Source organism: Arthrobacter sp. MYb224, assembly GCF_002975455.1.
Lineage (GTDB): Bacteria > Actinomycetota > Actinomycetes > Actinomycetales > Micrococcaceae > Glutamicibacter.
Genome location: NZ_PCPU01000002.1, coordinates 576,918 through 598,146 on the forward strand (window position 1 = coordinate 576,918; position 21,229 = coordinate 598,146).

Consider the following 21,229-nt stretch of genomic DNA (forward strand, 5'->3'; position numbering starts at 1 on the left):
AATTAGTCAGAGGGACGTGTGAGTAATTGGTCTGAGCTGGCTTCATTGACGCGTTGCGGGTAGCGTCCGTAATGAGGGCTCGGCCCCGATGGCTGAGTCAGATGCACGGTAACTTCACTGTAAAAGGAGAAGGATCTATGACAAAAACCAAGAACACACCGGCAAGCAAAACCTCGAAGGAGAACGCTGAAGGTGGTTTCGTTGCCACCGCTGCCCTCGGAGATGCCTTGCAGTCCGTGTTGGTGCAACTGCTGGACTTGCAGCTTGTTGGCAAGCAGATCCATTGGAATGTTATCGGCCCGAACTTCCGCGACCTGCACCAGAACCTCGATGAGATCGTGGATATCGCTCGCCGCGGCTCGGATGAAATTGCAGAGCGTATGCGCGCTATGCACATCACTCCGGATGGCCTGGCCGGCACCATAGGTAAATACAGCGAACTCGAGCAACCAAACAACGGAGAGATTCTGACGACCAAGGCCGTGGATATGGTGGTCAAAGCCCTGCAGAACACCGTCGGAGTCATCCGAGACGTACATGACGCAGTCGATGAGGAAGACCCGACCAGCGCTGACATCCTGCACGGGTACATTGCTGGCCTTGAACAACAGGCGTGGTTCATTAGCGCCGAAAATCGCACACCATAGCATCACTGATTTAGGGGGAGCCGAGGCAATTGTTGCGTCGGCTCCCTCGCGGTTTTCGGGTGCCGATCGGAAACTCGAAATACCCCTAGAATCTGCAGCGCGAAGAGCCTACCGTTGAAGATAGACGGGGTGTTCTCGCAACGTCTACACGTCAATTGAGAGGCGATTCATCTATGGCTATGGACAACGGTTCAAACCCAATTAAGGACGAAGAACTCTACGAGAAATTGCGGGAAGAAGGGAACTCCAAGCAAAAGTCTGCGCGCATTGCCAATGCCGCCGCCCGGGACGGCCGATCGACCGTCGGGGAACGCGGAGGCGAGTCTGGCAATTACGAGGACTGGACGGTCGAAGAGCTCAAACGCCGGTCGAAAGAGATCGGTCTGACGGACTACTCCGACAAACGAAAGGCCGATTTGATCCAGGCCCTTCGAAACTCCTAGTGAACTAAGGACGTCGCGTCATGAGTAACGACGGCATCATCGAAGACCAGTCCGAGCCGATTGAAGGAGAGGAACTCAAGGAGCAGTATGTTGCCCGTCGAGGTCCGATTCACCACCCGTCGGTCGAGGAGCTAGAGAAAGACGCCAACGACGATAGATTCGACGCCGGTTAATTCAGCTCCGGTAGCTGATGGATCTGTGTGAACCCTCGTTGGAACGTCTTTTCGGGAGTATCGTAGTAAGTAGTGGCCGTGTTCGGATGGCATGGCTGCTTGACCATTTAATGGTCGAAAACTCACCCGGAAGGGACCAAAATATGGGAGTTCAAAACAACGACGGTGACTAGGTCATCGACGTAATTCGCGAGTCTCATCGTGAATTAACGATATTCACGTCGAGGCCTTTTCGCTTCGCAGGCGGAGCCATTCTTGCTGCACCGCCAACCCAATGGAAGATAGCCGATTCTATGCCGGGAATACCGGTAAGAACAGGAGAGACGCCATGTCGACAATTCACGGAGCGTCCAGACCGCACAGTAAACATTTGGGTTTGGGACTAGCCGCGGGCGGTGCCCTGCTTGCAGCCATGTTCTTAGCCATCATATTTTGGGTTCCCATGGGACTCATTCCCAGCATGAATCCCATGTGGATCGTTGTCGCATGGGGCGCGATGCTCATGTGTTGGGGTGTTTTCCGGTTGATTGCCGGGCCCAGCAGCCTAGACCATCTTAACGGCGGTACCAGCGCAGGCTCTTAGCCTAGGAGCCGGTGTTTTCTGTCCAGAGCCGGAACACAAGCGCACAGCTTAGAAAAACGAAGCCACTGTGCCACTTCAAATCGAAGTGGCACAGTGGCTTCGTTAAACCGCAGGCAGGCAATCTGCGTGCCTTGCCACGCCGTAGTGGAAGTATCGGTTGCTTCTATTCCTACTACTGGGCGTTGCCCCTTGAGGCTTCACCAGCCGATGAGCGTTCAAACTAGTCGCAGATCATTGCGATTCTAGTTTCCGAATTGGTTGTGTTCACCATCTTCGCTGTCGAAATCATTGCCACGGTTGACTGATTCTGTTGAACCGAACTCATTTTCTTCGTTGGCGCCGCCGCTGTAGGATTCCTGGCCGGATTCTTGGTTGCTGTTGCTGCCGTAGGATTCCTGGCCGGATTCTTGGTTGCTGTTGCTGCCGTAGGATTCCTGGCCGGACTCTTGGCCGCTACCGCCGCCGTAGGATGACTGTCCACCGTCGTTACCGAAATCATTGCCTTCGTTAGCACTGTTCTCGGAATAGGTCTGGCTTTCGTCGTTGCCACTGCTATTCTCATAGCCGCTTTGAGAGTCGGAGTGGCTGGTGCCCTCAGCATTGTTGTTGTCGAAGTTCCCGAACTGCTCACTTGAATCGTGCTCGGACATGGAGTCCTCCTTGATCGTGGTTCCTGACGAGTCCCACGCTATGGCCCCACATTCGCAGTGCCCAAGGTATGTGCAAGTTCTAACCGTGAAATGCTATGTAACGGTCAGGTAACGCTCACCTTTGTTTCGAATTGCCTAACGGAACGGCAAATTTCCCATGAACAATAGAGAGCCACGAGAACTTTCAACATTAGCGCTGAAGATCCCCGTGGCTCTCGAAAACAAACTATATATTGCTATTTCTGGTTCATCGGTATGCGTACGCCGCGTTCGGCGGCAACCTCAATTGCGCGGTCATAGCCAGCATCAACATGGCGGATGACCCCCATCCCAGGGTCGTTGGTTAGTAGGGCCTCTAGCTTTGCGGCGGCCATTTCCGTGCCGTCGGCTAGGGACACCTGACCAGCGTGGATCGAGCGTCCCATGCCCACGCCACCGCCGTGATGAATCGAAACCCACGAAGCACCGGAGCTCGTCGCGGTCAGGGCATTGAGCAGCGGCCAATCGGCGACGGCATCCGTGCCGTCGGCCATGGCTTCGGTCTCCCGGTATGGGGAAGCCACCGAACCCGAGTCCAGATGATCGCGTCCAATGACGATTGGCGCAGAGACTTTCCCTTCGGCGACCAGCTGGTTGAATAGCAGGCCCGCCTTGTGGCGTTCCCCGTAGCCCAACCAGCAGATGCGTGCAGGCAGGCCTTCGAATTCGACACGGTCCGCCGCGGCATCCAGCCAACGGTGCAGGTGATCGTTTTCTGGAAACAGTTCCTTGAGCGCTTGGTCAGTTACGCGAATATCCTCTGGATCGCCGGAGAGCGCAACCCAACGGAATGGGCCTAGACCCTCGCAGAACAACGGACGGATGTAAGCCGGAACGAAGCCAGGGAATTCGAAAGCACGCTCGTACCCGCCCTTGCGTGCTTCATCGCGGATTGAGTTGCCGTAGTCGAAGACCTCGACGCCGAGGTCCTGGAACTCGACCATCGCCTGTACCTGCTTGGCCATCGATGCTTGGGCCTTGAAGGTGAAATCGGCGGCGTCTGCGGCCGCAGCGGGGGCCCACTGGTCCAGCGTGTATTCCACCGGCAGATAGCTCAGCGGGTCGTGGGCACTCGTCTGATCGGTGACGACGTCAATCGAGATCTCGCCTGCCTTCTGGCGGCGCAATAGCTCCGGGAAAACTTCCGCCGCGTTGCCGACGAAACCTACCGAGTGCCCACGGCCTTCGGCCTTAGCCGCTGCTACCTTGGCTAGAGCCTTATCGAGATCCAGCTCCACCTCATCCAGGTAACGCTTCGAAACGCGTCGGCGCAGACGCGACTCGTCCACATCCACAATCAGGCAGGCCCCATCGTTCAGGGTCACCGCCAATGGCTGGGCACCACCCATACCGCCGCAACCGCCGGTGAGGGTCAGCGTGTTGGCCAGCGTACCGTTGAATCGTTTCGCGCCGATTGCAGCAAAAGTTTCATAGGTTCCCTGCAAAATGCCTTGGGTGCCGATGTAGATCCACGAGCCGGCGGTCATCTGGCCATACATCATCAGGCCTTCGGCCTCTAGCTTGCGGAAGTGCTCCCAATTCGCCCAGTCGCCCACCAGATTCGAGTTGGCGATGAGCACTCTAGGTGCCCACTTGTTGGTGCGGAAGACGCCGACGGGCTTGCCCGACTGGACCAGCAAGGTCTCGTTTTCTTCGAGGTCCTTTAGCGTCTCGACAATTGCATCGAATGCTTCCCACGAGCGTGCTGCCTTGCCGGTTCCCCCATAGACGACGAGGTCTTCGGGGCGCTCGGCAACTTCTGGGTCGAGGTTATTCATCAGCATGCGCAGCGGGGCTTCGGTTGCCCAAGACTTGGCGTTTAGCTGGGTACCGCGCGGGGCGCGGACGACTCGTGGTTCATGATTCATGATGGGCTCCTTTGGCAGCAGCGGAAGTAACTTTCTACCTTCCATCATTGGCCAAAGTGGGCTAGGAGGGTACGCCCTAGCAGAGGGTGGTGTCCGGAATTTCAGACTGGGCGTACCGGAGCGAGGCGTCGCCCATGCACCCGGCTGGTCAGCTGCCCGGCGGTTTGCCTAATCTGTTCGAGCAACGGATCCCAACGTTCCTCGGGGACCCGATCACCGAGGAACGTCACCGCAACCGCGGCTACCGGCCAACCATTCGCATCCTGTATTTCCACGGCAAGGGAATGGAAGTCCGCCGTGACATCCCCGCGTTCTACGGCGAACCCGCGTTTTGTTGTCTGGTCCAGCTCGCGGCGTAGCTGCTGATAGGAATTGATCCCGCTATCTTGCGCGCGGTTGCTGAAACTTGATGTGCCCGGGTACAGCGCACGAACCTGCGACTTCGGCAGGGCAGCCAGAATCGCGCGGCCCGAGGCGGTCAAATGCGAAGGCAGGCGCACACCGACGTCGGTGACCAGCGAGGGGCGACCCTTGGCGCGTTCCTCTACGATATAGAGCACATCAGGCCCGTGGAGCACTGCCAGGTGGGCGCTTTCGCCTACCTTGTCCACGAGTTGCGCAATCAGCGGTGCTCCGAACCTAGCCAGAGGTTCCTGTCTGGTGTAGGCACTGGAGAGCTCGAAGGACGATACCCCCAAACCGTAGGCCTTCTCCTCGGGGTAATGGGCGATAAAACCTTGTTCGAGCATCACATTCAGCAGCTGGTACACACTGGATCTGGGCAGCTCCAGCAGCTTGGCGATCATTGCCGCCGGGGTCGGCGACTTCCGGCTTGCGAGTAATCGCAAGACACGGAGCGTATTTTCCGCTGCCGGAACCTTGCTGCCCATGAGTGACCCCTTAGTCGAAAACGCTTATCTGCTAGGGAACTCTAGCAAGTCTCTGAGCAAAGAAGCGTTTTCTTCCCTAGGAAATTTGGTCTTGAAAAGACTCGTTGAGCTGTTCAAGCCTTGGCGGGTTGGCCCCGGAAACCAGTACTGTCAGCTCCGAACAACGAGTCGCCTGAGTCAGCGCAGACTCCAATTCTTTCTGGTCCAGAGCTCCACCCTTCGTGGTGAGCGCCTGCGCCAACGAGCTATTGAGCAGCCCATGAAGCAAGCCAGACATGAAAGCGTCGCCTGCGCCGATTGAGTCCACGACCTTCACCGCACGGGAATGGACCAGTACCTCGGTGTTCTTCGTGCGGGCGGTGGCGCCGCGAGCCCCGAAGGTCATGATGGCAAGCTTGGCGCCGCGTTCCAGAATATGATCCAAGATTCGCTGGCAGTCCCAACCGGGGTAGAGCCACAAGGCATCGTCATCGCTGAGCTTGACCACATGGGACAGACTCATCAGTTTTTCTACCTGCTTCAGCGCAGCGGCGCGCTTGGGAATCAGCTGCGGGCGCAGATTTGGGTCATAGCTGCGCAATTGCGTTGCCGGAGAGCCTTGGAATGCTTCCAATACTTTCTCGCATCCCGGTGCCAGCCATCCGGCGATAGAACCTGAATGCAGGAGTTGCGCCTCGGAACTTGGAACGCCGCCTGGAAGTTCCCAGGACAAATCGAATTCATAGCTCGCGTCGCCAACTCCGTCGACGGAAACTGTGGCGGTGTTCGTGGGCCGCTGCGCGACGCTGCCGGCCGCGAGCGCTACACCGGAATCTTCGAGGTGCGCGGCGATCAACTTGCCGTACGCATCTTCGCCTAGCTCTGTATGCAATGTGACCTGATGGCCCAAGCGTCCTAGACCCACCGCGACATTCATCGGGGAGCCACCTGGATGAGCCACGTCATCAACGATATCGGCTAGAGCTTCGCCAACCACCTGTATCTGTGCCATGACTCGATACTACGGAAATTCACTTAAATAGCCATTTCCGGGGCGTGGGTTCGGCGCTTATTGCGCGGAACCTCACAAATGCAATGCAGGACCGTGGGAAATCGGTGAGCTAATTCGCGCTGGGCAACCAGGAACCACCGCCGTCGTGAGTCGCCTTCGGCACCGTGGCCCTGAACCGGCGGGGCAGGAAGTCCCGGCCCGCTGAATCCTGAACGTTTCCGGGATTCAGCAGGCCGGCGGACTCAATAGCGCGCGGCCTCGACATTCAGCCGGTAGCCGCGCTTGATAACGGTGGTGATCAGGTCCGGGTGCGGGAGCGTGCGCCGCAGCCGGCTGAGCGTCATGTCCAGCGCGTGCTTCGAAGACACCGTGGGCAGCACAGCGCCGAGCTCGTCGCGCGAGACGACCGACCCTCCGGCCTCCAGCAGGCAGCGCAGGATCTCGGTCTGTGCCGGGGTGAGCTCGCAGCGCTCATCGTTCAGGCTCAATGTGCGTCCCCGAAGTTCGCATTCCCCGAAGACCGTCGGCGCGCTGAGCGTGCCCAGCGCGCCCAGATGCTCGACCAGTTGCAGAATCATCGCGCCCATGCGGTGGCGTTCGGGAACCAACGCGCCGTGCACACCAGAGGACTGCAGCGGGGCCGCCGTCACCGGGCCCACCGTTGCCACCGCAACTCGTTCGTTCAGCGAGCGAATCAGCGCCTGGTAGCGATTGCGCGTGCGGGCCGCGGCGAACAGCGCATGCACGCTCGGCGCGCTGGTGAAGGTGATCGCGTCGAAATGCGCGGCGCAGATTCCTTCGACCAGAAGCGAAAGGTGCTGGTCAGAGCTGGTGTCCAGCCAGCGGTACGGCTCGACCTTCAAAACCCGCGACGCGCCCAGATCCCGCAGCGACTGGGCGAGCCCATGGTCGCTGTCCGCATGCAACTGCACCGCCACGGTTTGCCCCGCGATCGAAGGCCCCAGCAGCGGAAGCAGCCCGGCGGTGGTGCCGTCCTGGGCGACACCGGCGGCGTGGAATCCCAGGGCGCGCACCGCACCGTGGGCCTTCGCACCGCGAACGTAGAGCTTCGCCGCCTTCATGGACTGGCACAACTGGTGGCCGAGACCAGCGGCCTCGGCCGAATCGAACCAGCGCCGCAGCCCATAGGCGGTGGAAATGATGACCGCTTCCGGGCGCAACTCGATCAGCTTCCTGGTCTGCTCCACGAGCAGCGCCTCGTCGTCCAGCGGTGCGAGCTTCAGCAACGGTGCGTGCGTGACCTCGGCGCCGCGGCGCTCCAGCGCTTCGATGAGTTCGGCCGAACGCCGGTCGCTGGTCACCGCGATCCTGAAACCAGACAATGGCAGAGCCAGCGCGCTCATGCGATGGCCCCAAAATTTGCCATTTCCTCGGCCAGCAGCCGCTGCGGCAAGGCCGTCACCTCGCCGATGACGATCACCGCCGGATTCGCGCAACCGCGCGCCCGGGAGGTCGCCGTCAGGGTCGCCAGCGTTGCAAAGGTGGTGCGTTGGTCGCCGGTGGTCCCGGATTCGACGATTGCACAGGGCATGGTGGCTGCCATGCCCTGGCGCAGCAGGCCGGAAGCGGTGCTTTCCAGGGTTCCCATGCCCATCAGGATGATGATGGTGCCGCCCAGCCCGGTGAGCTGCTCCAGTTGCTGGCTTTCCAGCGGGTCGTGGCCCGAAATGACCGAGAATACCCGGTTCACACCGCGTGCCGTGACCGGAATGCCGGCGGCCGCGGGAACCGTGATGCAGGAACTGAGTCCGGGCACCACGCTGATGGCGATGCCTGCCTTGGAGGCCGCGGCCATCTCTTCGAATCCGCGGCCAAATACGAATGGGTCTCCGCCTTTGAGCCGAACCACATTTGAACCGGCCTTGGCGGCGGTCAGCATCTGCTCTTCGATCTGGGATTGGCTGACCTTGTGGTGCCCGGGCTGCTTGCCAACATCCACGATCACCGCCTGCGGGGCGAGCTTCCGCACGAGATCGCCGGGGCCCAACCGGTCAACGAAGACCATGTCGGCGTCGGCTAAGGCGCTGACCGCTCGCACGGTCAGCAGATCAAGTGCGCCGGGGCCACCACCGACCAGGGTGATTTGGCCGGAGTCGGCGGCCGGTTGGCGCGTCAAGACCGGCAGTCCCCGCCGCTGGGCCGCTTCGCGCAGCGGCTGGAAGCGCTGGGGCAAGGCATCGCAGATGACCAGCAGGTTCGCGGTTTCGAGCGCCACGAGTCCACCTTCCGGGGTATCCGCGGAAAGTACCTGCGCCCCCTGCGCGATGAAATGCTCCGCTGCCCCGCGTGCACCCCTCAGCCCGCCGGCGAGCAGCAGCGTGCAACCCTTGACCTCGAACGCTGTGCCGTTCATCGGATCGACTCCGCCGCGAGTTCGCAAGCCGTGTGGTCGGCGCCGAATAAGCCTGCTTGTCCAACAAAAACCTTTTTTCCGCTCGCCGCTTCGGTGATGCGGTGAGCGGGCAAGCAGTCGCCGGCAGTATGGTTCGTTTGATCATTTGAACGGTTTGACATGGGAAGTCAGCTCCACTTGATTCTCGATGGCTCGATGCTGACAACACTATCGAGGAACCTTTGCCCCGAAATTTCCCATTTGTTTCCATAGGAATAATTCATACATAAACTCGACGAGAACTACGGGGGTCGTGTTTGCGCCGCCGCGCAATGAAGCCTGGCCGTGGCCAATGCCGGTGAAACGAGATTTACCTGGGCGCAACAGAACCGTGCGATCGGCCGTAACAGGCGCTTCGTAGACTGCAACCACAGGCTCGTGACAACGAGCCTCGAAACTACCGAAGGGAAGAATCATGGGCCTACTCATTGCCCGCGAAATGCCGGAGCCCGGTCAGCCCGCATGAGCGGGGGATCAACAACCGAACCGCGAACCGAGTCCCTGGTGGCCGTCTCGCACGGCACCAGCGATCCGGCAGGCCAACGGGCGATCAACTCCTTGGTGGAGGAAATCCGCCGGGCGGCCTCAGTGGCCGTGCACCAGTCATTCGTCGACGTCCAAGAGCCCCGGGCAAGTACGCTGCTCCTCGGGCTGCCGGACGAAGAGCAGCACGCGGTCCTCGTGCCGCTGCTGCTTTCGCGGGGTGTGCACGTGGATCAAGATCTCACCGAGGCGGCGGCGCTTCGGCCCAATACTCGCATTGCACCGGCCCTCGGCCCGCACCCGTCGCTCGCTCTGGTTATCGAGCACCGACTCGTGCAGGCCGGATGGCGGCGCGGCGAACCTGTCATCCTCGCCGGTGCGGGGACACGGCTGGCCCAGGGCGTGCATGACTGCCAACAGGTTGCCAACCTGCTGGCCGGCCTGCTGGGGGTGCAGGTTACCGCCGCCTTCGTGGCCGCGGCGACCCCGTCGCTGGGGGAAGCGGTCGCCGCGGCCCGGGCGGCGAGCCCGCAACACCGCGTGGTCGTGGCCAGTTACCTGTTGGCGCCCGGCTACTTTCAGTCCCTGATCGAGCGCTGCGGCGCAGATCTGGTCAGCGATCCATTGCTTGCCCCGGACGCTGAGGTGCCCGCAGAATTGGTGAACCTCGTATTGCATCGCTTCCTGGCGGCGTTATCCTAGGCCCGGACCAACCTTCAGCACTTGCCGGCAAGGGCCAAGAACGGCACAGTGTAAACATGCAGTCGCTTTTCGATGACGGCGCCTTCGAGCGTCGGCCCCATACCGTGCGCGCGGGCGCGGTCCATCTGCCCAGCTGGCTAACCCGCGAGCAGCAGGACTGGATGACCGAACGCTTCCTGGATTGGGGCAATGGACCGGTCCCGCCGCATTCCACGCTGGTCAATGGACACCCGATGAAGGTCAAGACGGTATGCCTGGGCTGGCATTGGGGAAACTACACCTACACGCGCACCGCCGAAGACCTCAACGGCCAGCCGGTGCCACCGATGCCCGATTGGCTGGCGTCACTGGGACGGCGCGCGGTGCTGGAAACGACCGGGGACGGAGCAAAAGCCGCGGGCTACAACCCCGATGTGGCGATCATCAATTACTACCCGCCGGGCTCGACCATGGGCATGCACCAAGACGCCGAAGAGAAAATCAACGCACCGATCGTCTCGCTGTCCATTGGCGAGAGCGCGAACTTCCGCTTGGGCAACAACGAGACGCGCACCAAGCCCTACCAAGATGTGCGTCTGGCTTCCGGAGACTTGTTCGTCTTCGAGGGTCCCGCCCGGTGGGCCTTCCATGCGGTGACGAAGATCTATCCGGGTACGGCTCCGGCCGGCTGGTCGCTGGGCAGCGGCCGGATCAACATCACGCTGCGTGAGACGGGGATGGGCTAGGCCGCTATTCGGAGGCCAGATCGAGGGTGGCAATGACCGCCCGGTGGTCGGAATCTCCCACCGCCAACGTGTCCGAGGAGCCGGTATCGAGGCCGCGAACCAGCACGTGGTCGATGCCCAACATGGGCATCGGACGGTTCGGCCAGGTCATCCCGAACCCCCAGCCCTCATGCGGCACCTTGTTGAGCTGCTCCGAGACCGGCGAGAAATGGCGGTCGGCATTGGTCGCATTAAAATCGCCCAAGGCAATAATTTTCGCGCTCCGATCGGCGGCGAGCGTGCGTCCAAGATTGCTTAGCATCAGGTCGCGTTCCGCATGCTCCAGGGGCCGGGCCGAAGCCACGTGGACCGCGTACACCGTCACATCCCCGGCGTCGGTTCGAACGCGCAGCTTCACCGCCCGGGACCAACCCAACCCAAGGTCCAGCGGCTCTTCGTCGAGGATCGGATACTTGCTGTAGACCCCCACGGTTCCCACGGTGTACTGGTGCGGGTGGGTTTCTTCCAGCAGTGCAGCGACTTCCTGGGCCTGTCCTTCACCCAGTTCCTGCAGGCTTATCAGATCTGCGCCCGTGGCGAGGAGACCCTGTGCGGAGCTGTGCGCCCCGTCTTCGTGCACATTCTGCGTGGCGACAATAAATTTGGCGGCCGGTCCGGGGGCATTGGCCGGCAGGAACGCCGCGCCAAAGATCCACGACCAAGCCACCAACGGAAGCAGGAGCACCAAAAAAGAGATGCGGCCACGCGCCGCCAGCGCCCAGCAGAACAACAAGGGCACGCCGAGGCCTAGCCAGGGAGCCAAATTGTCCAGAAACAGTCCGAGCCCACCGCGTTCGGGGAAGCTGCGGTGGGCAACTAGCACTATGGTCAGTGCCAATGACAAAAGAACTATCAATAACCGGGCGGCCATCCGGCCGGCGGTGAGGCGTTTATGAGCTGCATGGGACATGAGAATTCCACAGTGCCACATGTTCCTCGCCCAGCCGTGGATTGAGCGTGGAATACCCGCGCCGCGTTCTCTGTTGGGTACCCGAGAGGTATTGTCATTACGATTGATACGGGCGCCAACGTAGCCGTGCCATGAACACACCCGAATCGCAGCAAAGTAAGAGGCCCCCAATGAACCGTTTAGCGCCCCCGCGGTATTTAGAAGGCAGGACACTGCTCTTCGCAATTATTGCCCTAGGCATGGGTGGCTTTGGCATCGGTGTGACCGAGTTCGCCATGATGGGCCTGCTCCAGGAAGGCGCTGAGGACCTGAACGTCACGAATTCCCAGATGGGGCTCGTGATCAGCACCTACGCGATCGGCGTGGTTGTCGGTGCGCCGCTGTTGACCGCGGTCGCCGCAAAAATCCCGAAAAAGCGTGCGGTGCAGCTACTGATCCTGCTCTTTGCCGTGGCAAATCTTTCCTCATTCTTCGCTCCGGATTACGGAACCATGCTGTTCACCCGGTTCCTTTCCGGACTGCCGCACGGGGCCTACTTCGGGTTGGCAGGTGTGCTGGCAGGTAATTTGGTGCCCGGCAGCATGCGTGGGCGAGCCATCGCGTGGGTAATGCTGGGCCTGTCGGTGGCAAACGTCGGCGGTGTCCCCTTGGTGACCTTGCTGGGCCAGGAAGTCGGATGGCGTTCGATGTTCCTTGTGGTCACCGCGGTGGGGCTGCTCACCTTTGCCTTGATCACTATTTTCGTCCCGCTGCGCAGGGCCGAAGCGGGAGCAAGTATGCGCCGCGAACTTTCGGCGCTTAAAAGCCTGCAAGTCTGGTTGGCCATGGCAACCGGCATCGTAGGCTTCGGTGGGTTCTTCGCGGTCTACTCCTATATTTCTCCAACCCTCACCGACGAAACCGGGCTGGATATTGTGCTGGTTCCACTGGCCCTGGCGCTCTACGGGGTGGGCATGGTGGTCGGCTCGTTGATCGGAGGACGGCTGGCCGACTGGTCGGTGTTCGGAGCGATCAAGCTGGCCAGTGTGCTCATGGTTATCAGCATGCTGGTGTTTGCCGCCGTTGCCTCGTGGGTGATCCCAACACTCATCATGGTGTTCGTCCTGGGCAGCGTCGGTTCGCTGCTGATCCCGAGCCTGCAGACGCTGCTGATGGATTCGGCCCCACATGCGCAGTCGTTGGCTGCGTCGCTGAACCACTCGGCGCTCAACGTGGCCAATGCCCTCGGCGCTGCGCTCGGCGCGATCGTGATCAGCGCGGGCCTGGGCTACCGTGCGCCGTCGGTGGTCGGGGCCGGACTTGCGGCCTTGGGCTTATTGATCGCGTGGATTACCCAGCTCCGAGCCCAAAAGCTTGGCCTGGTTATCGGCGCGGCAGCGGTTCTCGAGCGGGTCGACGCGCCGGAACAACACTAAACAACAAATGCAACTAGGTGCGGGGCGTGGATCCATTGGATCCACGCCCCGCACTCATCTGTACTGGTTAGCCCTCTTGGCTTCCTACGGCACCGATATTGAACATCCAACACACCCCGAACTTGTCGGTCAGCATTCCGAACGAGTCACCCCACGGGGCCTTGGCCAGCGGTTCATCGATGCGCGAACCGTCGGAAAGCTTCTCCCACCAGGCGGTGAGCTTCGCTTCATCTGCGGGGTCGGTGGCATCGTTGCTCAGGGCAATGGTGCCGTTTCCGGTCACATTCATTTCCGGCATGGCATCGGAACCCATCAGGTGCAGTCCGCGATCGACGAATAAGGAAGAGTGCATGATCAGGTCGGCGGTGGCGGGATTGCCGTCATCCATTCCTTCTTTGAATGTCATGGCGGAGTATTCTCCGCCGAAAACGGAGTGGTAGTACTCCATTGCCTCGCGGGCGACGCCGCCAAATTGCAGATAAGGGGTCATAGCAACGGACATTGGGAAGTTACCTTTCGCCGAAGTTCGTAGGACTGATCCGTCCACGAGGCACATTCTTCCACCGGAACTCGAGGATGGGAAGAGGCGCTGTGATTAGCCTCTCGGAATCCCGATTGGTATTTATCTGCAGGCTCCGGTAGAGTTATATCTCGGTTCGGAGGTCCAAAAGATCGCAAGAACTAAACCTTCATCTGGGGGTATGGCGCAGTTGGTAGCGCGTCTGCATGGCATGCAGAAGGTCAGGGGTTCGAATCCCCTTACCTCCACAGATTAAAATCCCGGTATCACTTGCATAAAGTGATACCGGGATTTTTTCGCTTAAACTTCTGCGACCCTTTACCGAATTCCGCTGGGGCCAGCCGAAGGAACTCGGGACGCGCCGGGCGCCTAGCCGTGCTGCGGGCTCGGGTCGCCGATATGGCCCTCGGCGCTGGCGTCCAGCACGCGGGCAACAAAAGCCGCGTACTCGCCCATGTAGTGCTTCAGGAAGTCGGCCGTCGAATGATTGTGCACATTGCCCTCGGCATCGAAGTCTTCTTGGTTGAATGCCAGATAGACCTCGGGGGAGTTCAGTTGCGGGGAGTCGAGGAAGCTGAGCACGCCGCGCATCGAGGACTGCATCACCGCGGTGCCGATGGCGCCCATTGAGGCTCCGACCAGTCCGCTGGGCTTGCGGGCGAATGAGTTGGTGCCCCACGGTCGCGAACCCCAGTCGATCGCATTTTTCAGCGCACCGGGAATCGAGCGATTGTATTCGGGGGAGATGAACAACAACCCGTCCGAAGCTTCGATGGCGCGTTTGAGTTCGGTACCGACGGAAGGGTAGTCCTCGTCGTAATCGTAGCTGTAGAGCGGCAGGTCCTTGATCGGGATTTCGGTGAATTTCAGATTCTCCGGGGCCAGCTTGATCAGGGCCTTGGACAACGTGCGGTTGATGGAATTCGTGGCTAGCGAACCGACAAAATAGCCGATGCTGTACTGTCTCATGTCCCCAGTTCACCACCGTCGCCGGCATCCGTCCAGAGATTTCCGAACAGGAAAATTGCCGCGCATAATTGCCTCGAGGCGCAACGGAATGACGCACGCCGAGAGCCTGCGTCATTCTATTGCGCCTCAGGTCAGCGACTACTGCAAGGGATCTTTCGGGTTGGGCAGCCGATAAACTCTTTCATCATCCACCGACTGCACGCCTTCGACTTGCTGCAGCTGGGCGCGCAGTTCCTCGTCGCCGTGGCCGATCACCTGGCCTAGCGTGCCAAGCACCTTGTTGATCCGCAGCCCGGAGGCTTCCAGCGAACTGACCACCTGATCGATCCGCGCGGTATAGGTCGCGGTCACGGTCACGATATAGGTGTGCGAGGACGTCACCCGATCGTCCGATGATTCGCTCATGATCTCCCTGCCCCTAAGCTTCGGCCGGTGGCGGAGCTTGGGTGAGGCCTGAGCCAACGTCCACGGAGAACAGCTCCAAACGCTGGGCCTCTTGCACGAGCTCGGCCCACAACTCACGCGCCCGGAAGCCGGTGGCCTCGGCTAGCAACGCCGCGATGCCGGCCACATGCGGGGTGGCCATGGAGGTGCCGCTGATGGTGTTGTATCGTTCGGCCCCCGGCCAAGAGGAATAGACGGCTACACCCGGACCGGAAATATCCACCTGGCCGCCACGGCCGGGCAGCGTGCGGGCGGAGAAGTCGGCTATATTCAGCGTGTTATCCAGCGCGCCGACCGCCATCACGTAGGGGCTGTTGGCCGGTGCCCCGACGAACCCTGCGTTCCCCTGGGAGCGTTGGGCGTTGTTGCCCGCCGCGGCGATGATCAGCGAACCGAGTTCCAATGCCCGGCGTCCGGCGGTCACATAGGGCGGGTGCACTTGCTGCACATCGGCCCCCAGCGACATGGAGATCACCTGGCATTCGTTTTCCAGGGCCCAGTCGATACCGGCCAGGATGGTTGCGTCAGACCCGGAGCCGTCGGCGCCAAGCACCTTGCCCGCGTAGATATCCGCCCCGGAGGCCACCCCGTAGCCGCGGCCGTCAGCCAGGGTGCGTGGGCCGCAGGAGGAACCGATGCAATGGGTGCCATGTCCGTGGCCATCTTGGGCGTCCTCGCCCGGGACGAAGGATTTGGACACCACCGTGCGTCCGGCGAAGTCGGGGTGGGCTAGGTCGAAGCCGGTGTCCAGCACCGCTACCTTGATGCCGGCGCCGGTGAATTTGGAGTCGACCGCGGCTACCGCCTGCAAGCCCCAGGTTGCCTGATCGGTGTCGTTGAATGAATCGGTGGGCTGCGCGGTGGGCTCTGCCGACAGGGCGTGGTACACCATCTCGGGAACGACGCGGGTTGGCATACTCCGGCTGGCGCAACGCGCCTGGAACTCGTTGAGATGCTCCGCGGCGCTGCTGACCACGGCGATGCCGAGCCGCGGGAAGTATTCGGTCAGGCCATAACCTTCGGACTCGAGAATCTGCGGGACATCCTCGGAAAGGGCGCGGATCCCAACGCTTTCGGTTTCGGTTTGTTCGGCCGAGTCGAAGACCAGCACGTAGCGGCCAGGAATAGGGGTAGCGCTAGAACGGAGAAAGGGAACCTCTGGGGTGAACATGGTCGACTCCTTCAGAACAAGTCAGCTTCCAGCTCCGCGCCGCCAGGTGAATTCATCCGCTGCCGAAGCTGTGGTTACCTAGCACTGTACCGGGCTTGGTATGCGCGTCACCACGATTTGGCAAGGAAACTTTTCGATCTGCGCACTGCGCAGGCGGAACTGCCAGAAGATCTAGTAAATTGCGTTCGGGTAGCGGCCGAGTCGGAGATGAATGAATATTTCGCCCCAAATCGTGCCGCGCAGATGAGATGAATTTTCTCTCAATAACTTGACGTCAGGATTTGCGGACCACGCGCTGGGAATCCGTGGAAAACTGCGGCCATTCCTGTGCGGGCGCTTCGCTAGAATCATTCGTCGTCTCGGCAAACGCACTAGTCAAGTTCTGATCAATGGTCAACTGAACGAGATTTTGATTATTTTTCGCCTGCGCGTGTAGCGCAGAGCAAAGCTGCTGCTCATGGCGCCGAAGACACATGGAAGAAGGGACTAATTTTCCCGCTGCCACTTGTATCTTAGTCCGCGACGCATAAGGGTGTTAAACCATAGGGCAATACTCGCAGCAAAGGATAAATGACGATGACGCGAAATATAGACGAGGTCGAACCTCCCGAGAGCCCGGATGAATTCGGTGCGGATGAGACCATTTCGGACTCCCCGCATACCGCGCCGATCCCGGTGCATATGCACATTGCCGAAAACGACACCGACGAACAGATCACCGCCAAGCTGCGCCGCCAAGGCGTGCGTTTGGGCAAGGGCGGGATCGCACCAGCGGTCTTCTGGCCGTCATTGATAGTGATCCTGGCCGTGGCGCTTTTCGCCATTGCGCTGCCGGATACGGCAAGCAGCACCTTCAACGCGGTCCAGAACTGGATCGTGGCGAACCTGGGCTGGTACTACATGCTGATCATCGGCGGGTTCGTGGCATTGGTGATCGTGATCGGCTTCTCGAAGCTGGGCCGGATCACGCTGGGCAATGACGGGGAGAAGCCGGAATTCGGGCTGTTCAGCTGGTTCGCGATGCTCTTCGCCGCCGGCATGGGCATCGGCCTGGTCTTCTATGGCGTGGGCGAACCGCTGATGTACGCCACCGTTGACCCGAAGCCCGGATGGGAAGGCACCGAAGGGGAACTGGCGGGCCTTGCCATGGCGCAGACCTTCATCCACTGGGGCCTGCATCCCTGGGCCATCTACGCGGTCATCGGATTGGCCCTGGCCTACGCGATCCACCGCCGTGGCCGTCCGGTCTCCATCCGCTGGGCACTGGAACCGGTGCTTGGGGACCGAGTCAAGGGCTGGCTGGGCGATGTAATCGACGTGCTGGCCATCTTCGGAACGGTTTTCGGCATCGCGACCTCGCTGGGCTTGGGCGTGCAGCAGATCAGCTCGGGACTGCAGTCCATCGGGCTGGTGGATTCGGTGGACAACACGCTGCTGGTTATCCTCATCGTCGTGATCACCTTCCTGGCCACCATGAGCGTGGTCAGCGGCCTGGGCGCAGGCATTAAGTGGCTGTCGAATATCAACCTGTCCATGGCCGGCCTGCTGATGATCAGCGTGCTGCTGCTGGGCCCGACCCTGTTCCTGTTCCAGAACTTCGTGCAGTCTCTAGGCGTGTACCTGGCCAACTGGATGAACATGACCTTCGACGTCGGCGCCTTCCAGCAGAGCGAGGCAGCGCAGACCTGGTTCTCCAGCTGGACGGTCTTCTACTGGGGCTGGTGGATTGCTTGGGCCCCGTTCGTGGGCATCTTCATCGCCCGCATTTCGCGTGGGCGCACCGTGCGCCAATTCGTCTTGGGCGTGCTGCTGGTGCCGACCATCGTCGGTTTCCTCTGGTTCTCCGTGATGGGCGGCGCCGGGCTGTACCGCCAGTTCTTCGGCGCCGGGGACATGGTCCAGGACGGCGCGGTTTCCGCCGAAGGCTCGCTGTTCCAGGTCCTCGGTGCCCTGCCGATGGGAACGATCCTCTCGGTCATGGCGATCATCCTGGTCGCGATCTTCTTCATCACCTCCTCGGACTCCGGCTCGCTGGTGGTGGATATGCTCGCCTCGGGCGGGCACCCGAACCCGCCAACTTGGTCCCGCGTGCTGTGGGCGGTGCTCGAAGGCTTGCTGGCTGCTGCGCTGCTGATGGCCGGCGGGCTCCAGGCGCTGCAGGCCGGTTCGCTGGCCACGGCACTGCCATTCAGCATCATCATGATCCTGATGGCCGTGGCTACCGTCAAGGGCCTGCGCCACGAGAGCAAGACGCTGGATATCATCGAGGCCAAGATCCGGCTCGAGCGGGTCACCGAGCTCGTCTCCGACGAGCTGTGGGGCACCCTGGATGACCAGCCGGAACTGCGTCGTTACGTCGATGACCGCATCGACTACCGGGTGACGCGCTCGCGCGGAGTTTTCGGCCGACGCGATGAAGGCAGCGGCAAGGCCCCGCATAAAAGGGGAACCGAGCAGTAGCAATGTCTCTCGGTAGGCCTTGAACGTCGGCTGGCGAGCTGACCGCACCAAGCGGTCCGCTCGCCAGCTTTTTCGTTGCCGGTAGCTGAACTGAGCGAACCTTGCCAATCGGGCCATTGAAGTGTGAGGATCGAAGAGACAAGCACTATTCACTGCCCGCGGCGGCATCGCTGCGCCGGCAGAAGTTAAGGGGTGTTCGATGAGCCAGGAATCAATCGTCATCGTTGGTGCGGGTCTTGCCGCGGCCAGCGCCGTGAAGGAACTGCGCAGCTTGGGGCACACCGGGGCGATCACCCTGATCGGCGAGGAGCAAGAACTGCCCTATGAGCGGCCGCCCTTGTCCAAGGGCTATCTCCAAGGCCAGGAGAAGCTCGAGGACTTCACGGTTAACACCGCGCAGTGGTATGCGGAAAACAACGTGGATCTGCGGCTCGGGGTGCGGGCCGAAAGCATTGACCGGCAGAACCAGTTGGTAGCGCTCAGCGACGGCGGCAGCGTTTCCTATGACCGGCTGGTCTTGGCCACCGGCGCCCGTCCGAACCTCGGCGGCGCGCATCCCTTCGAAGGCCATGACCTGCCCGGCGTGCACGTGCTGCGCACCGTGAAACAGGCACATGCACTGCGTGAATCGCTGGCCGAAGACACCCAGCTGGCGGTGATCGGCTCGGGCTGGATCGGCATGGAGGCCGCCGCGAGCGCCCGGCACCGCGGGGCGCGGGTCACCGTGTACTCCCCGGACGAGGTCCCGCTGGGCAAGGTCTTCGGCGACCGCTTCGGACATCACCTGCTGGAGCTGCATCAGCGCAACGGGGTGGACGTGCGCACCGGCACCCAGGTCGAGTCGATACAGGAAACCGACGGACGCCTCGAGGTAGTCAGCAGCGCCGGAACCAGCCGCGCCGACGTGGTGCTTCTGGCCATTGGCGCGGTCCCGAATATCGAATTGGCGCAGCAGGCGGGGTTGGAGACCGATCGCGGGGTGATCGTCGATGCCGCGCTGCGCAGCTCGGATCACAAGATCCTCGCCATCGGAGACATCGCGCAGGCTTTCAACAGCTCCCTGCGCCGGGCGCTGCGCGTGGAGCACTGGGACAATGCCATCCGCCAGGGCAAGCTCGCCGCCGCGACGCTGACCGGGCAAGAGGCAAACTACGATTGGGCCCCATACTTCTTCACCGACCAGTTCGATTTGGGCATGGAGTACGTCGGCTATGCGGCCCCGGAGGACACCACGGTGGTGCGCGGGGACACCGAATCGGGGGAGTTCATCGTTTTCTGGCTGGATGGCGGAAAGCTCACCGCGGCGATGAATGTGAACATCTGGGATGTGAACGAGACCTTGCGCGGGTTGCTTGGACGGAGCATCGCTCCGGAGCGGCTCACCGATCAGTCGGTGGAGCTGGGCGAGCTCTGAGCCGCGCCGCGCAGTTGCTCCGCGCGGCGGTGTGACCCGTAGGGTGTCAGGTCGACGCTGCCCGGCGGGCCCCACACCACCAGCACCCGTAGCTCCGCGCTCCCGGTGTTCGTCAGGTCGTGCAGCTCGGCGGGCCCGGCGAGCACCGAGTCTCCGGAGCTCAGCTCATAGGTTCTTGCGCCCACGCGCATGCGGCCGGTCCCTTCCAGCACCTGGTAGAACTCGATCAGTTGCTCACCCTGGTCGTGCCGGTGGCGTCCCTCGAAGCCGCCGGGTGGGATCACCCAGGTTTGAATGGCGACCGGCAACCCGGTGTGCCCGCCGAAATGGTGGTGCATCAGCATTTCGCTGCCCTCGTGGAGCCGGTAGCCGAAGCCATGGGCGTCGCGTTTTTCCAGCATCTTTCCTCCGTAGTGGTGGCGCTAGGCCAGCTGGCGGGTATATCCCATGCGCTGGCTGATTTGGCGTGCCGTGCGTACGCATGCCGCGATCAGTTCGTCTAGAATTTCGGGCGTGATTCGGAAGAACGGTGCCGCGATCAAGACGCTGGCAACTACCTCACCGCGATGATTGAATATCGGGGCCGCCACACCGACTTCCTCCTGCGAGGTTTCGCCGTAGTTCACCGCGTAGCCCCGGTTTCGTGCAACGCTGATTCGATCAAGGAATTGCTCCGCCGTAAGATCGCCCTGCAATACGATGCTGCCGTTCTCCAAGAGCTCCCGGGTACGTTCCGGGGTCTCATAGGCTAGAAACAGCTGAACCGTAGCGCTCAATGCGGTGTTGTAGCGGCTGCCCATCGCGGAGGTGTGCTTGACCGGTCGCGTGGAGGGTATCTGCTCCACCGACACCGATTCGTGGCCATCCCAGATATTGAGCACCGCGGTTTCCCGGACGTGCTCAGCGAGTTCCTTCAAAGGCAGATAAGCCGTCTGGCGCACGTCGAGATTTGCCAGGAGCGGGCCGGCAATGGCGATCAATCCCAATCCCAAGCGGAACTTCCGGGTGGGCTCGTCGCGTTCCACGATGCGTTCTTGAACCAGCGTGGCAAGAATTCGGGACACGCTGGATTTATGCAGGCCAACTTCCGCCGCAATCTCCGTCACGCCGACCAGCTGCCGTTCAACGGTGAAGCAACGCAAAACATCGATCACGTTGACGATCACCGATGCGCCACGGACTTCGGGGGTCCGCTCGTCCTCGACGTGTGGCGCGGCCGATCCTTCGTTCTCGAATGCAGTCATGATTTCCTCAACCTGTACGTTCGGGTAATTGAGCTA

21 protein-coding genes and 1 tRNA gene are annotated in these 21,229 nt (G+C 61.2%); 9 read left to right on the forward strand and 13 right to left on the reverse strand.

The genetic code is table 11. The features are described 5' to 3' along the window. Positions 1–137: 137 nt before the first annotated feature. The 3 genes from CQ017_RS05805 (at position 138) to CQ017_RS18050 (ending at position 1,263) form a co-directional block, all read left to right on the forward strand. A complete protein-coding gene (locus CQ017_RS05805; RefSeq protein ID WP_105552934.1) occupies positions 138–647 on the forward strand; it encodes a Dps family protein in 510 nt (169 codons plus the stop codon). Between the two features lie 173 nt (positions 648–820). Further along, positions 821–1,090, forward strand: a complete 270-nt coding sequence (locus CQ017_RS05810; RefSeq protein ID WP_105552935.1) for a Rho termination factor — start codon at positions 821–823, stop codon at positions 1,088–1,090. Positions 1,091–1,110: 20 nt separating this feature from the next. Continuing rightward, complete coding sequence (locus CQ017_RS18050) at positions 1,111–1,263, forward strand: hypothetical protein (RefSeq protein ID WP_181148400.1); 153 nt, start codon at positions 1,111–1,113, stop codon at positions 1,261–1,263. A gap of 825 nt (positions 1,264–2,088) precedes the next feature. Here CQ017_RS18050 and CQ017_RS05820 read toward each other — a convergent pair. The 6 genes from CQ017_RS05820 to cobA all read right to left on the reverse strand — a co-directional run bounded on the left by CQ017_RS05820 (position 2,089) and on the right by cobA (position 8,658). Then, the gene (locus CQ017_RS05820) at positions 2,089–2,496 is read right to left on the reverse strand and encodes a hypothetical protein (RefSeq protein ID WP_105552937.1); all 408 of its coding nucleotides are present in this window, start codon (positions 2,494–2,496) and stop codon (positions 2,089–2,091) included. Positions 2,497–2,732: 236 nt separating this feature from the next. After that, entirely contained in the window at positions 2,733–4,403 is a 1,671-nt protein-coding gene (gene hutU / locus CQ017_RS05825) for a urocanate hydratase (RefSeq protein ID WP_105552938.1), read from the reverse strand. A 101-nt stretch (positions 4,404–4,504) separates the two neighbouring features. Further along, positions 4,505–5,293, reverse strand: coding sequence for an IclR family transcriptional regulator (locus CQ017_RS05830; RefSeq protein ID WP_105552939.1), 789 nt, complete (start codon positions 5,291–5,293; stop codon positions 4,505–4,507). A 76-nt stretch (positions 5,294–5,369) separates the two neighbouring features. Beyond that, positions 5,370–6,284 (reverse strand): carbohydrate kinase, encoded by a 915-nt coding sequence (locus CQ017_RS05835; protein WP_105552940.1) that lies wholly within the window; start codon positions 6,282–6,284, stop codon positions 5,370–5,372. A gap of 242 nt (positions 6,285–6,526) precedes the next feature. Next, on the reverse strand, positions 6,527–7,648 hold the full coding sequence (locus tag CQ017_RS05840; protein ID WP_105552941.1) for a uroporphyrinogen-III synthase: 1,122 nt from the start codon (positions 7,646–7,648) through the stop codon (positions 6,527–6,529). Further along, entirely contained in the window at positions 7,645–8,658 is a 1,014-nt protein-coding gene (gene cobA / locus CQ017_RS05845; RefSeq protein WP_105552942.1) for a uroporphyrinogen-III C-methyltransferase, read from the reverse strand. The genes CQ017_RS05840 and cobA overlap by 4 nt, the downstream gene beginning before the upstream one ends. 501 nt (positions 8,659–9,159) lie before the next feature. Between cobA and CQ017_RS05850 the strand changes: the two genes are divergently transcribed. Beyond that, a complete protein-coding gene (locus tag CQ017_RS05850; RefSeq protein ID WP_105552943.1) occupies positions 9,160–9,882 on the forward strand; it encodes a sirohydrochlorin chelatase in 723 nt (240 codons plus the stop codon). Between the two features lie 56 nt (positions 9,883–9,938). Next, positions 9,939–10,607, forward strand: coding sequence for an alpha-ketoglutarate-dependent dioxygenase AlkB (locus tag CQ017_RS05855; RefSeq protein ID WP_105552944.1), 669 nt, complete (start codon positions 9,939–9,941; stop codon positions 10,605–10,607). A 4-nt stretch (positions 10,608–10,611) separates the two neighbouring features. Here the strand turns inward: CQ017_RS05855 and CQ017_RS05860 are convergent, their stop codons facing one another. Further along, positions 10,612–11,556: an endonuclease/exonuclease/phosphatase family protein gene (locus CQ017_RS05860; protein ID WP_181150501.1), complete on the reverse strand. Its 945-nt coding sequence runs from the start codon at positions 11,554–11,556 to the stop codon at positions 10,612–10,614. A 170-nt stretch (positions 11,557–11,726) separates the two neighbouring features. Between CQ017_RS05860 and CQ017_RS05865 the strand changes: the two genes are divergently transcribed. Continuing rightward, complete coding sequence (locus tag CQ017_RS05865; RefSeq protein ID WP_105552946.1) at positions 11,727–12,971, forward strand: MFS transporter; 1,245 nt, start codon at positions 11,727–11,729, stop codon at positions 12,969–12,971. Between the two features lie 67 nt (positions 12,972–13,038). Here the strand turns inward: CQ017_RS05865 and CQ017_RS05870 are convergent, their stop codons facing one another. Beyond that, positions 13,039–13,473 (reverse strand): VOC family protein, encoded by a 435-nt coding sequence (locus tag CQ017_RS05870; RefSeq protein WP_105552947.1) that lies wholly within the window; start codon positions 13,471–13,473, stop codon positions 13,039–13,041. A gap of 193 nt (positions 13,474–13,666) precedes the next feature. Between CQ017_RS05870 and CQ017_RS05875 the strand changes: the two genes are divergently transcribed. After that, a tRNA-Ala gene (locus tag CQ017_RS05875) sits at positions 13,667–13,739 on the forward strand. A 121-nt stretch (positions 13,740–13,860) separates the two neighbouring features. On the opposite strand, the gene CQ017_RS05880 is transcribed toward CQ017_RS05875, so the two are convergent. From CQ017_RS05880 to CQ017_RS05890, 3 genes are all read right to left on the reverse strand, one after another. After that, positions 13,861–14,460 (reverse strand): NADPH-dependent FMN reductase, encoded by a 600-nt coding sequence (locus CQ017_RS05880; protein WP_105552948.1) that lies wholly within the window; start codon positions 14,458–14,460, stop codon positions 13,861–13,863. A gap of 138 nt (positions 14,461–14,598) precedes the next feature. After that, positions 14,599–14,865 (reverse strand): hypothetical protein, encoded by a 267-nt coding sequence (locus CQ017_RS05885; protein ID WP_105552949.1) that lies wholly within the window; start codon positions 14,863–14,865, stop codon positions 14,599–14,601. Positions 14,866–14,878: 13 nt separating this feature from the next. Beyond that, complete coding sequence (locus CQ017_RS05890; protein ID WP_105552950.1) at positions 14,879–16,075, reverse strand: S8 family serine peptidase; 1,197 nt, start codon at positions 16,073–16,075, stop codon at positions 14,879–14,881. Positions 16,076–16,651: 576 nt separating this feature from the next. Between CQ017_RS05890 and CQ017_RS05895 the strand changes: the two genes are divergently transcribed. Beyond that, complete coding sequence (locus tag CQ017_RS05895; protein ID WP_105552951.1) at positions 16,652–18,535, forward strand: BCCT family transporter; 1,884 nt, start codon at positions 16,652–16,654, stop codon at positions 18,533–18,535. A gap of 199 nt (positions 18,536–18,734) precedes the next feature. Then, a complete protein-coding gene (locus CQ017_RS05900) occupies positions 18,735–19,949 on the forward strand; it encodes an NAD(P)/FAD-dependent oxidoreductase (RefSeq protein ID WP_105552952.1) in 1,215 nt (404 codons plus the stop codon). Here the strand turns inward: CQ017_RS05900 and CQ017_RS05905 are convergent. Then, positions 19,922–20,350, reverse strand: coding sequence for a cupin domain-containing protein (locus tag CQ017_RS05905; RefSeq protein WP_105552953.1), 429 nt, complete (start codon positions 20,348–20,350; stop codon positions 19,922–19,924). The genes CQ017_RS05900 and CQ017_RS05905 overlap by 28 nt on opposite strands. A gap of 21 nt (positions 20,351–20,371) precedes the next feature. Then, a complete protein-coding gene (locus CQ017_RS05910) occupies positions 20,372–21,193 on the reverse strand; it encodes an IclR family transcriptional regulator (protein ID WP_105552954.1) in 822 nt (273 codons plus the stop codon). Between the last annotated feature and the right edge of the window lie 36 nt (positions 21,194–21,229).